General features: G+C 58.9%; 10 protein-coding genes. All 10 read right to left on the bottom strand.

Annotated features, from left to right (window positions below):
- Positions 1 to 416: hypothetical protein (locus GXX82_04180; protein NLT22225.1), on the bottom strand; the 416-nt coding region annotated here is incomplete at its 3' end.
- Between the two features lie 114 nt (positions 417 to 530).
- Positions 531 to 2252 carry a 2Fe-2S iron-sulfur cluster binding domain-containing protein gene (locus GXX82_04175; protein ID NLT22224.1) on the bottom strand — a complete coding sequence of 574 codons (1722 nt, stop codon included), beginning with the start codon at positions 2250 to 2252 and terminating at the stop codon, positions 531 to 533.
- A 36-nt stretch (positions 2253 to 2288) separates the two neighbouring features.
- Positions 2289 to 5342 carry an FAD-dependent oxidoreductase gene (locus GXX82_04170; GenBank protein NLT22223.1) on the bottom strand — a complete coding sequence of 1018 codons (3054 nt, stop codon included), beginning with the start codon at positions 5340 to 5342 and terminating at the stop codon, positions 2289 to 2291.
- Positions 5343 to 5357: 15 nt separating this feature from the next.
- The gene (locus tag GXX82_04165; GenBank protein NLT22222.1) at positions 5358 to 5852 is read right to left on the bottom strand and encodes an NAD(P)H-dependent oxidoreductase subunit E; all 495 of its coding nucleotides are present in this window, start codon (positions 5850 to 5852) and stop codon (positions 5358 to 5360) included.
- A 36-nt stretch (positions 5853 to 5888) separates the two neighbouring features.
- Positions 5889 to 7649 (bottom strand): 2Fe-2S iron-sulfur cluster binding domain-containing protein, encoded by a 1761-nt coding sequence (locus tag GXX82_04160; protein NLT22221.1) that lies wholly within the window; start codon positions 7647 to 7649, stop codon positions 5889 to 5891.
- A gap of 46 nt (positions 7650 to 7695) precedes the next feature.
- Entirely contained in the window at positions 7696 to 9276 is a 1581-nt protein-coding gene (gene nuoF, locus GXX82_04155) for an NADH-quinone oxidoreductase subunit NuoF (GenBank protein NLT22220.1), read from the bottom strand.
- On the bottom strand, positions 9273 to 9731 hold the full coding sequence (locus GXX82_04150; GenBank protein NLT22219.1) for an NAD(P)H-dependent oxidoreductase subunit E: 459 nt from the start codon (positions 9729 to 9731) through the stop codon (positions 9273 to 9275). The genes nuoF and GXX82_04150 overlap by 4 nt, the downstream gene beginning before the upstream one ends.
- Before the next feature lie 21 nt (positions 9732 to 9752).
- Entirely contained in the window at positions 9753 to 10103 is a 351-nt protein-coding gene (locus tag GXX82_04145) for a (2Fe-2S) ferredoxin domain-containing protein (protein ID NLT22218.1), read from the bottom strand.
- A gap of 38 nt (positions 10104 to 10141) precedes the next feature.
- Positions 10142 to 10669 carry an ATP-binding protein gene (locus GXX82_04140; GenBank protein NLT22217.1) on the bottom strand — a complete coding sequence of 176 codons (528 nt, stop codon included), beginning with the start codon at positions 10667 to 10669 and terminating at the stop codon, positions 10142 to 10144.
- Positions 10670 to 10691: 22 nt separating this feature from the next.
- A complete protein-coding gene (locus GXX82_04135; GenBank protein ID NLT22216.1) occupies positions 10692 to 11441 on the bottom strand; it encodes a PHP domain-containing protein in 750 nt (249 codons plus the stop codon).
- Position 11442: the final 1 nt, after the last annotated feature.

The following is an 11442-nucleotide window of genomic DNA, read 5'->3' as shown; positions in this document are numbered from 1 at the left end:
ATGTTCATGATCGTCGAGCCGACAATGAAAGTGCCCAGGGTCGCCCGGGGAAGCCGGAGGGCTTTACCTAAAAGGAACGAGACCCCCGTTGTCGTCAATACGACAAGAGCGCCGCTGACCGGCAGAAGCACAAAGTTCAGGCGGAGTTCGATGTCCGCTATGGATATTATTACCAGGGCGGGTAACGCTATGTAATAGACCACCTTGAGAAAGAGGTCGCCGTCTTCCTTCTTGAGTATGTTCAGACGTTTCAGCGCATATCCCAGGAGGAATATGAGCACAACGGGGACTATTTTCAGGATCACGTTCATGTCTTTGACTTCAACGACCGACGGGGACGATGCGGTTAACTGCATCTCGATGAAGGTTGCCTCATTCTCCCTCAATTCCCGCTCAGATGCAACTTCAAAATGCACCGTTCTCTGGTCCGGCAAAAGGTCCGTGCGCCAATGAACCGAAGGCTTTCGCAAGAAAAAGGCATCCCCGCCCTCATTCCGGGCGGGGATGCATAATGGTTCCGCTCTTCCTCTCTAGAATTTGCTTCGCGGCGTGTAATGCGTGTGGAGGAGATGGTGCGACCTCTCTCCCAGCGGCTGCCCCAGGTACTCCTCGTATATCTTCTTTATCGAGGGGTTGTCGTGGGACTTCCTGTAGGTCAGGGCGCAATCCTCGTTGTACAGAGCCTGGGCCCTGAGCGACCTGATCTCGTTGTTGACGGGGATGGGCTGGCCGCCGCCCCCGACGCATCCGCCGGGGCACGCCATGACCTCGATAAAGTGATAATCCGCCTCCCCGGTCTTGATCTTTTCAAGGAGCCTGCGGGCGTTGCCCAACCCGTGGGCCACAGCAACCCGCACATCTCCTATGCCGTCAACGGGGACTGATGCCTCCTTGATGCCGTCAAGACCCCGCACACCCGTGAACTCCACGTTTTCGAGGGTCTTTCCCGTTGCCACCTCATAGGCCGTTCGAAGGGCTGCTTCCATGACACCACCCGTTGCCCCGAAGATCGTGGCGGCTCCGGTGTATTCTCCCAGGGGGTCGTCGTAACTTTCATCGGGCAGACCCTGGAAGTCGATGCCGGCCTGCTTGATCATCTTCGCGAACTCCCTGGTCGTCAGGACGTAATCGACGTCCTTGTAACCGCTGTCATACATCTCGGGCCTATTGCACTCGAATTTCTTTGCCGTGCAGGGCATGACAGAAACAACAACTATGCTATTCGGATCGATTCCGGCCTTCTGAGCGAAATATGTCTTCGCCAGGGCGCCGAGCATCATGTGTGGCGACTTGCAGGTCGAGAGGTGATCCAGGAGCTCGGGGTAGAAATGCTCGATGAATTTTATCCAGCCCGGGCTGCAGCTTGTTATCATCGGCAGGACGCCGCCCTTCTTCACCCGCGTCAGGAGCTCCGTCCCTTCCTCCAGAATGGTGAGGTCGGCGGCGAAGTTCGTGTCAAAGACGCGGTCGAAGCCGAGCCTCCGGGCCGCGGCGAGCATCTTGCCCGTCACCAGGGTACCCGGGGGATACCCGAACTCCTCGCCCAGCGCCGCCCTGACCGCGGGAGCGTCCTGGACGACGACAAACTTGGTCGGGTCATTAAGGGCCGCCCAGACGTCGTCTATGTATTCCTTCTCCGTTATGGCCCCAACGGGGCAAACGAGCGAACACTGGCCGCAGTTCGTGCAGGCCACGTCGTTGATGTCGCGGTCAAAGGCAGGCTCCACGCGTGTTTCGAAGCCCCTGCCCTGCATGTAAAGGGCCGTTACTGACTGTATCTCCTGGCAGACCGTCACACAGCGCCTGCAGAGGATGCACTTGTTCTGGTCCCGCCGTATCGACGGGGATGATTCATCGATCCGGCCGCCGCTCTTCTCCCCGGTGAAACGGATCTCCCTGATACCGAGGTCGTACGCAAGCGACTGAAGATCGCAGTGAAGGTTCTTCGCGCAGCTTAAGCACTCAAAGGGGTGGTTCGAGAGAAGCATCTCCACCGAGAAGCGCCTTGCCTTGCGGACCCTCTCCGTATTCGTGTGAATGACCTGCCCGTTGGCCACGGGCGCGACGCACGCCGCCTGGAGGGTCTTGTTGCCCTCCACCTCGACAAGGCAAACCCTGCAGGCGCCTATCGCCTGGACCTCGGGCAGGTAGCACAGGGTCGGTATGTGGACATTTGCCATTGCTGCGGCGTTGAGTATCGATGTCCCTTCTTCCACTTCGACGGGTCGGCCGTCAATGGTAATGTTTATCATCATAGCGGTCTGCTCCCTTGGGTCAGTTACCCACATCTACTCGGTCTGCCTGACGTAGCAGTGAAGGCATCTCTTGGCCTCTTCGACTGCGGTCCTTTCGTCGTAACCGAGAACAACCTCGTTGAAATTGCGGTCCCGTTTCGATACAGGCAGATGCGGCATCACCGCCCTGCCCAGTTCCTTCTGGTACATCGTCTCGTCATAGGAGACGACCATGTTGACGAGCTCATCACGGAAGGCGTTTGGCGCCTTTCCGTCGCCACCGAGATATTCATCAATGGCCATGGCAGCCGTCTTGCCGTCGCCGACGGCCTCGACGACCGTGGCGGGTCCCCTGACATTGTCGCCGGCGGCAAAGATGCCGTCAGCGCCCGTGGCAAGGGTCTTCATATTCACTTCAACGGTGCCGGCCTTGCCGGCCTTGATACCATCCCCGTTCATCCACGAAAGATCGGGCGTCTGGCCTATGGCGGCTATGACCATGTCGGCGTCGAACACGAAATCGGAACCGGGTATGGCCTGTGGTGTGCGCCTGCCGCCCTTGTCGAACTTCCCGAGGCTCATCCGGGAGCACCCCACTCCCGCGGCCTTGCCGCCCTTCGCCACTATGCTCAAAGGGGCCGTGAGGGTGTTGATGGCGATGCCCTCTTTCTCTGCCTCGTCGATCTCCTCAACGTACGCCGGCATGTCCGACCGCTCGCGCCGGTAGAGTATGGAGACATCGCTGGCCCCGAGCCGCAGGGCAGCCCGTGCCGCGTCGATGGCCACGTTGCCGCCGCCGATGACGGCGACCTTACCCTCGACCTTGACCGTTTTTCCGAGATTGACGTCACGCAGGAATGTCACGCCGTCAAGCACTCCCGGTGTTTCCTCGCCGGGGATGCCAAGCCTCTGTCCCTTGTGGGCACCTGTGGCAACAAGGATGGCACTGTATCCATCACCGAACAGCTTCTCCGCGGTGATGTCCTTGCCGAAGGCCATGTTGTACTTGATCTCCACGCCGAGGTCGGTGATGGACCTTATCTCGTTCTCCAGTATCTCCCTGGGCAGACGATAGTCGGGGATGCCCACGGCGAGCATGCCGCCCGCCACGGGGAGCGCCTCGAAGACCGTCACGCCGTACCCCTTGAGGGCGAGGAAATAGGCTCCCGCAAGCCCGGCCGGGCCGGCGCCGATGACGGCGACCTTTTTGCCCTTCGGTTCCTCCGCCAGAGGTTGGTAGCGGGGGTGGGACTTCATGTCCACATCCGCCGCGTACCGCTTCAGGGAGCAGATCGAGATGGGAGCGTCTATCTGGGCCCTGCGGCATTTCGCCTCGCAGGGATGGACACAGACCCGGCCCAGTGTCGCCGGGAAGGGATTCGATTCCTTGATGACGGCAATGGCCTCTTTCATCCGGCCTTCGCTGATGAGGGTCACGTATCCCCACGCATTCTGGTCCGCGGGACAGGCGTTCTGGCAGGGGGCGTCAAAGAGGGCGCTGCAGACACCCGCCCGGCAATGCTTGTCCTCGATATGTTCCATGTACTCGTGTTTGAAGTACTGGAGCGTTGAGAGAATGGGGTTCGGCGCCGTCTGGCCGAGGCCGCACAGGGCCGAATCCTTGATGCGCGTCGCGAGTTCAACGAGGTTGTCGATATCCTCCGGCTTTCCCTCGCCGTGCGTGATGCGCCTTAGGATCTCGAGCATACGCTTCGTGCCTATGCGGCAGGGTGGGCACTTTCCGCACGACTCATGCTGGATGAAATCGAGGAAGAACCGGGCAAAGTCGACCATGCATGTGTCCTCGTCGGCGACGATGAGACCGCCCGACCCGACGATGGCGCCGAGCTCCGCAACGGATTCATAATCGACGGGAACGTTGAGGTGATCGATGGGGATACAGCCGCCGGAAGGACCACCGAGCTGCGCGGCTTTGTATTTCTTGCCCCCCTTGATGCCGCCGCCGATATTGAAGACGATGTCCCCCAGCGGCGTGCCCATGGGCACTTCGACAAGGCCCGTGTTGTTAACGGCGCCGGCGAGGGCAAAGACCTTCGTACCCTTGCTCTTTTCCGTGCCATACTGGGCATACCAGGCGGCTCCGTTGTTGATGATGGCGGGGATATTGGCGTATGTCTCAACATTGTTGAGGAGCGTCGGGGCATTGAAAAGACCCTTGACCACGGGGAAGGGAGGTCTCGGTCTCGGCTCACCGCGTTTGCCCTCGATGGAGATCATGAGGGCCGTTTCCTCGCCACAGACGAAGGCGCCCGCGCCGATGCGGATCTCGAGGTCGAAATTGAAGCCCGTCTCGAGGATGTTCTTTCCGAGGAACTTGTATTCCCTCGCCTGCCCGATGGCCCAGTTAAGCCGCTCGATGGCAAGGGGATACTCGGCCCTGGCATAGACGTATCCCTGCTGGGCGCCGATCGCGTACGCGGCTATTGCCATCGCCTCTATGACGCTGTGCGGATCGCCTTCAAGAACGCTGCGGTCCATGAACGCGCCCGGGTCGCCTTCGTCGGCGTTGCAGACGACGTACTTCACATCGCCGGGGGACTGAAAGGCGAACTTCCACTTGATCCCCGTGGGAAAACCGCCGCCACCGCGGCCGCGGAGGCCCGACTTGAGGACCTCGTCGATGACCTCTTCGCGGGTCATCGATGTCAATGCCTTGCCGAGGGCCAGATAGCCGTCGCGGGCAATATACTCTTCGATGTTCATCGGGTTGATGACACCGCAGTTCCTCAGGACGATCTTGACCTGGTTCTTGAAGAAATCGATCTCCTTCATCGAGGGGATGGTCTTTGCAGTTACCGCCTCCTTGTAAAGAAGGCGCTCGACTATCCTGCCCTTGAGAAGATGTTCCGTTACTATTTCTTCGGCGTCCGCAGGCGTGAGCTTCTGATAGAGAACCCCTTCCGGGTAAACAAGCGCCAGAGGACCCAGGTCGCAGGAGCCGATGCAACCCGTCTCAATGACCTTGATCTCATTCTGCAGACCCTGTTCGATGATCTTGTTGACAACCGCATCCCTGATCTGACGGCAACCGGACGAGACGCATGCAGCCCCAGCACAAATCAATATGTGAGCGCGAGATACCTCCATGTTTATCCTTCCTCCTTACTCGTACTTTTCAAGCACATCCATGAGGTGCGGTGGCTTGACCCGCCCGTAGACGTCCTCATTGACCAGCATCGCCGGCGCGAGGCCGCACGCGCCTATGCAACGGACAACGTCGAGGGAGTACCGCCGGTCTTCCGTCGTGCCGCCCACCTTGATACCGAGTTCCTTCTGGGCCTTGTCGAGAACCTCCTGTGAACCTCTCACGTAGCATGCCGTGCCGAGACAGACCTTCACACTGTTGCGTCCCTGGGGCACGGTCGAGAAGAAGTTGTAGAAGGTGATGACGCCGTACACCTCGTTGAGCGAAACATTGAGGCCTTCCGCGACCATCTCCTGGGCCCTTCTCGGAAGATAACCAAACAGGTTCTGCGCCTTGTGCAGCACCATGATGAGGTCTTCTCCCTTCCCCTTATGTTCCATGATGACTTCTTCGAGCCGGGGATAGAGTTCTTCCTCCTGAACCTCGGCACAATGGCATTGCTTTTCTGACATCTTCATCCCTCCCTCAGAGTTACCTGGCGATCAAACCTACTGGTTCGGCAGTATCTTGCCGTCCACGGTACTCCTTTTATAATAATGAGTGTGGAGAAGTTTGTGGGCCTTCTCCGAATTTGGTTTCTCGAGATATTTTTCGTACACCGCCTGAACGGAGGGGTTCTCGTGGGAACGCCTCAGTGGCAGACTGCGGTCCTCTTCGTAAAGGGCCTCTCCCCTGCGGGCACGTTTCGCGATGTTGCTGCCCCAGGACTGGCCGCCGCCGCCAACGCATCCACCGGGGCAGGCCATGACCTCGATGAACTGGTATTCGGACTTTCCGTCCTTCGCGATCTGGTCCCTCACCTTGTCAAGAAGCGCCCGCGCCTGGCCGCAGCTGTGGGCCACGGCAACCTTGACCTTTGTCCCGTCGATGTCGATCTCCGCCTCTTTTATTCCCTTGAGGCCCCTGACGGGTTTTATCTCCACATCCTCAAGCTCCCGTCCGGTTACGAGACGGTAAGCGCTCCGCACCGCGGCTTCCATGACCCCGCCTGTGGCGCCGAAGATGGTGGCCGCACCGGTGTAATCGCCGAGGATGTCGTCGGCGGGCTCATCGGGCATTTCCTTTATGTCGAGGCCGGCCTCGCGCATCATCCTGCCCAGTTCCCTCGTCGTAAGGACGTAATCGACGTCCTGATAGCCGCTCGATGTCATCTCGGGCCTCAAGCACTCGAACTTCTTCGCGGTGCAGGGCATGATGGAAACAGAGACTATCTTCGCCGGGTCTATACCTTTTGCCTCGGCGTAGTATGTCTTCGCGAGGGTGCCGAACATCTGCTGCGGGGATTTGGCCGTGGACATATGGGGGATCATGTCATGGAAGAAGGTCTCCATGAACTTTATCCATCCCGGACTGCAGGAGGTGATAAGAGGCAGGTTCTTCCCCGAGGTCAGCCGGCCTATAAGCTCCGTCCCTTCCTCCATAATGGTAAGGTCGGCGGTGAAGTTCGTTTCCAGCACCGCGTCGAAACCAAGCCTCCTCAAGGCCGCGTGCATCTTCCCGCTGACCAGCGAGCCCGTCGGCATCCCGAACTCCTCGCCGAGCTGCACCCTCACCGCGGGTGCCTCCTGGACGACGACAAACTTGTCGGGGTCGTGGATAGCGTCCCACACCTCATCGACGGCGCTCTTCTCGTAGAGGGCCCCGACGGGGCAATGAACGACGCACTGTCCGCAATTGATGCAGACGCTGTTCCCGAGACCGGCGTCGAAGGCCGTCGTGATGACCGTGTCGAAACCCCTGTGATTGATGGCGAGGGCATTCACCGTCTGAACCCTGCTGCAGACCTCTATGCAACGTCCGCAGAGTATGCACTTGTTGGGGTCCCGGACAATGGCGACGCTGGAACGGTCTATGGGAAGCTTCTCCCGCTCGGCGTTCGCATAATCGAGGGTATTGATGCCGACCGTGGCGGCAAGCTGCTGGAGCTCGCAGTTGTTGTTCTTCACGCACGTCAGGCAATCGGTATCGTGGTTGGACAGAATAAGTTCGACGAGCTGCCTGCGTGTGGCCATGACCCGGGGCGTGTGGGTCTTCACCTTGAAACCATCGGCCGCGGGGGTCATGCAGGACCTTTTCAGGCCCGGTATGCCCTCTATCTCGACAACACAGATCCCGCACTGCCCTCCCGGCGTAAGATCGGGATGATGGCAAAGCGTGGGGATCGTGAATCCCGCTTTCTTCGCCGCCCACAGGATGGTCGTGCCTTCCGGCACCTCCACGGGTATATTGTTTATGGTCAGTTGTACCATGCTCATGCTATCTCTCCTTGATGTGACCGCCCGGACCAGATCGGGCTCACTGCACCCTGCTGTATACCTCGTCCTTGAAGAATCTCAGGGAACTCGTTATGGGCAGGACCGGCGACTGGCCCAGTGGGCAGAACGACGTGTCGCGCATCACCTCCGATATGGAGACGAGCTTGTCCACGTCCTCGGCCTTCCCCTTCCCTTCCGCTATGCGGTCGACTATCTCGGCGAGCTGGTTCGTGCCGAGGCGGCAGGGCACGCAATGGCCGCAGGACTCATGCCTGAAGAAGTGGAGGACGCTCTGGAGCATCCCCACGATGTCGGCATCCTCGTCCATGACGAGAATGGCGCCCGAGCCCAGCACGGCCGCGTATTCCTTGAGGTTCACGAAGTCCATCTTCGCGTCGAGCATCTCGGGCCCCATGAAGGCACCCGCGGCTCCGCCGACGAGAGCGCCTTTGAATTTCTTGCCGTCCTTGATGCCGCCGGCGTATTCATAGATGATGTCGCGCAGGGTGGTGCCCATCTCCGCTTCGATGAGCCCCGGCGTCGCCACGTTGCCGATTATGGTGTAGACCTTCGTCCCCGGGCACTTGTCCGTGCCGTAACCGCGGTACCAGGCGGCTCCGTTGCGGACGATCTCCGGCACGTTCGCCAGCGTCTCCACGTTGTTCACAACGGTCGGTTTGGCCCAGAGGCCCTCCGTCACGGGGTAGGGAGGCTTGTTGCGGGGATGACCCCTCTTCCCTTCCAGGGACTCGATAAGCGCCGTCTCTTCACCACAGACGTAGGCACCCGCGCCCTTCATGACCGAAATGTCAAAACTGAAGCCGCTCTCGAGTATGTCGTCGCCAAGAAGCCCGTAGAGCCGTGCCTGGGTGATGGCCTTTTCCAACCGCTCGATGGAAAGGGCGTACTCGCCGCGGATGTAGACAAAGCCCTTCGTCGCGCCCACGGCATATCCCGCGAGTATCATGCCCTCGATGAGCTTGTGGGGATCTCCTTCGAGGATGAGCCTGTCCTTGAACGTTCCCGGCTCGCCCTCGTCGGCGTTGCATATGATGTATTTCACATCGCCCGGTGCCCTCGAGGCAAATTCCCATTTCATGGCCGTCGTAAAGGCCGCACCACCCCTGCCCATGAGCCCCGAGTCCTTGACCTCTTTGATGACCCCGGCAGGCTTGAGTTCGGTAAAGGCCCTTTCGAGGGCCTCATATCCGCCCTCGGCGATGTATTCGTCAATGTTCTCCGGGTTGATGACACCGCTGTTGCGCAGCACGATCCGCGGCTGCTCCCTGAGCAGGCCTGTCTTTTCCTTCTTGATGACGTGCTGTTTGGGCATCTCCGTCATTATGAGCCTTTTGACGGGCCTTCCCTTCAGCAGGTGCTCCTCGACAAGTTCGGCCGCGTCCGCGGGTGTCACATTCGCATAGTAAACACCTTCGGGATAGACAACGATGACAACCCCCTGACCCGTCGCCCCTATGCTGCCAGTCTCCAGTACCGCTATCTCGCCGGAAAGACCCTGCTTGTTGATCTCCTCCACCAGTGCCTTCTCGACGGCACGGGCGCCCGCCATGATCGTCCCTGCATCGATACTGATCAATACGTGGTTTCTTACGAGGTTCATATCTCTTTTCTCCTCTTGTCAAGGATGGCATCGACCTTCTCCGGTGTGAGATTGCCGAACATCTCTTCGTTAAGCATCATGGCTGGTGCCACACCACAGGCGCCGAGGCAGCTCGTCAGTTCCAGCGTGAATATTCCGTCCTTGGTTGTCCCCCCCACGTCGACCTTCAGTGAACCCTTGAGGTATTCGAGAAGCGAGTGCGCCCCCATGAGATGGCACGGAGGGGACTCGCAGAGGCGTATGATGTTCCTGCCCCGGGGTTTGAGGCTGAACATCGTGTAGAAGCTTGCAACGCTGTGCACGTAACTGTACGGGACGTTGAGATAGTCCGCACAGACCTCGATGTCTTCCTTGGCGAGATACCTCTCCGGGTTGTTATCCTGGAGATCGTGCATGATGTAAAGTATGTTGCTGAGGTTTGGTTCAAATTTCTTGAGAATAGCTTCCCTGTCCAAGCCAGCCTCCTTTTTGGTTGCCTAAATGGCAAATTCCGAAACGGGGTGCCCGTTGACCACGTGCTCCACCACCACCCTTTTTGCCTTCTCCGAATCCATGTTCCCGTACACGACGACGGGTTTGTCCTCCTCGAAGACCTCCACCATCGGCTCCTGCGAGGCAAGGCCCTTCTCGCCCGTCTGCGTCACGACCACGTCGGAAAGGTTGCGCTTCCCCACCTCTTCAACGAATGTTTTGAGCACGTCACGCGCGCCGGCGGCTATGCCGCTCGTCCCCATCCCAACGACGATCCGCACCCGTGCCTGCTTCTGCCGCAGCTCCACATCCTTTTGCGCCTTTTCCCTTATTTTCTTCAGCTCTTCAAGATTCATCTCTCGGCCTCCTTATGATGATAACAATCTATATAAAATCACAGATGTTCGTCAAGATATTTGCCAAGGAAACTGATGACTTCCGGGTGGTTCACCGGGACACCGTCCAGTTCCCTTTTCAGTTCCTCCGTGTCGAGCTCGAAGGACCTGCCATCCACTGAATAGCGAAGATCGAAATCGACCTCGGGATGGCTCACGACAAGAACGAGAAAGGTGTCCCGTATCTTCCCCAGCGGGGGCAGATCAGGGTGACGACAGTCGAAGGTCGCCCGTATCGTCGTTCCCGCTCCCTTCGCGCTCGTCATTTCGAAACTGCCGCCCGTCGTCTCTGCCGTCCCCTTCAGAAGGGGTATGCCGAGCCCCACCTTCCTTCCCGTTTTCGTTGAAAAGAAGGGGTCCTGCACCTTTTGCAGCGTCTCCTGGTCCATCCCGACCCCGTCATCGGTTATCGTGAGGCTCAGCATTGCCGTCCGCGGGTCCTTTTCCACGGCGACACGGATGCGCTGCGCCCCTGCCGAAACTGAATTCATCGCTATATCCATGATATGGGATGAGATATCCTCCATCATAATGCCGACTTCCGCATATTCACAACTGCCGTGCCCGTCCCGGGAGCATCCTTTCTCCCATGGACCTCAGGGCGCCTTCTATGTTCGCGCAATCAGGCACATCGAGCGTCAGGTTCGTTCTTCTCCTGCCTATGTCCCCCGGGTAATGGGCATCGGAGAACGTCACGAAGGGAATGTCCTTCTTCATGATGAAGGGTATGAAGCTCCCGGCCTTTTCCAGATCACGTATCTCCAGGGCGTCGAAGGGGATGTCCGCCGGTATGAAGCCAAGCTGGCTTATGATGCTGAACGTCGGACTGTCGATATGGGAGGCTATCGCCAGGCCCCCGTGCGACTTTACCCAGGAGACGGCATCCTCTATGGAGATCCCTGCCGAGCTTATGAGAAGCCTCTCCTCGCTGCGGATTATGTTATCCTCCCCGTCCACGACCACCTGGTCACCCCAGAACTCGACATCGTTGGCCACCGGCGGCAAAAGATCATAGACCATGCGTTGGAGAGCGTGTGCCGTGTCATAGTCGTCGAAGATGGCGATGACGTGTATCTCCTCCCTGGTCTGCAGTTCCATGCCTGCCAGGACCACGAGTCCGCTGCGGTCTCCCGCTTCCTTGACGTAAGGTGTGTTCTCCGCCATGTTATGGTCCGTAACTGCTATAATATCGAGCCCCGCCTCCCGCGCCTTCTCGACAATGACCCGGGGCGACATGTCAAGGCTGCCGCAGGGCGACAATGTCGAGTGTATATGAAGGTCACAGGCAAATTCCGCCAAG

It is taken from the genome of Syntrophorhabdus sp. (genome assembly GCA_012719415.1).
Classification (GTDB): domain Bacteria; phylum Desulfobacterota; class Syntrophorhabdia; order Syntrophorhabdales; family Syntrophorhabdaceae; genus Delta-02.
This window is presented reverse-complemented; position numbering and strand designations above follow the sequence as displayed.

What these genes read in the sequence shown, in the direction of transcription:
- GXX82_04160 (NLT22221.1), bottom strand. Translation starts at nt 7,649, where the DNA reads ATGGTACAACTGACCATAAACAATATACCCGTGGAGGTGCCGGAAGGC.
- GXX82_04165 (NLT22222.1), bottom strand. Translation starts at nt 5,852, where the DNA reads ATGTCAGAAAAGCAATGCCATTGTGCCGAGGTTCAGGAGGAAGAACTC.
- GXX82_04140 (NLT22217.1), bottom strand. Translation starts at nt 10,669, where the DNA reads ATGGAGGATATCTCATCCCATATCATGGATATAGCGATGAATTCAGTT.
- GXX82_04170 (NLT22223.1), bottom strand. Translation starts at nt 5,342, where the DNA reads ATGGAGGTATCTCGCGCTCACATATTGATTTGTGCTGGGGCTGCATGC.
- GXX82_04145 (NLT22218.1), bottom strand. Translation starts at nt 10,103, where the DNA reads ATGAATCTTGAAGAGCTGAAGAAAATAAGGGAAAAGGCGCAAAAGGAT.
- GXX82_04175 (NLT22224.1), bottom strand. Translation starts at nt 2,252, where the DNA reads ATGATAAACATTACCATTGACGGCCGACCCGTCGAAGTGGAAGAAGGG.
- nuoF (NLT22220.1), bottom strand. Translation starts at nt 9,276, where the DNA reads ATGAACCTCGTAAGAAACCACGTATTGATCAGTATCGATGCAGGGACG.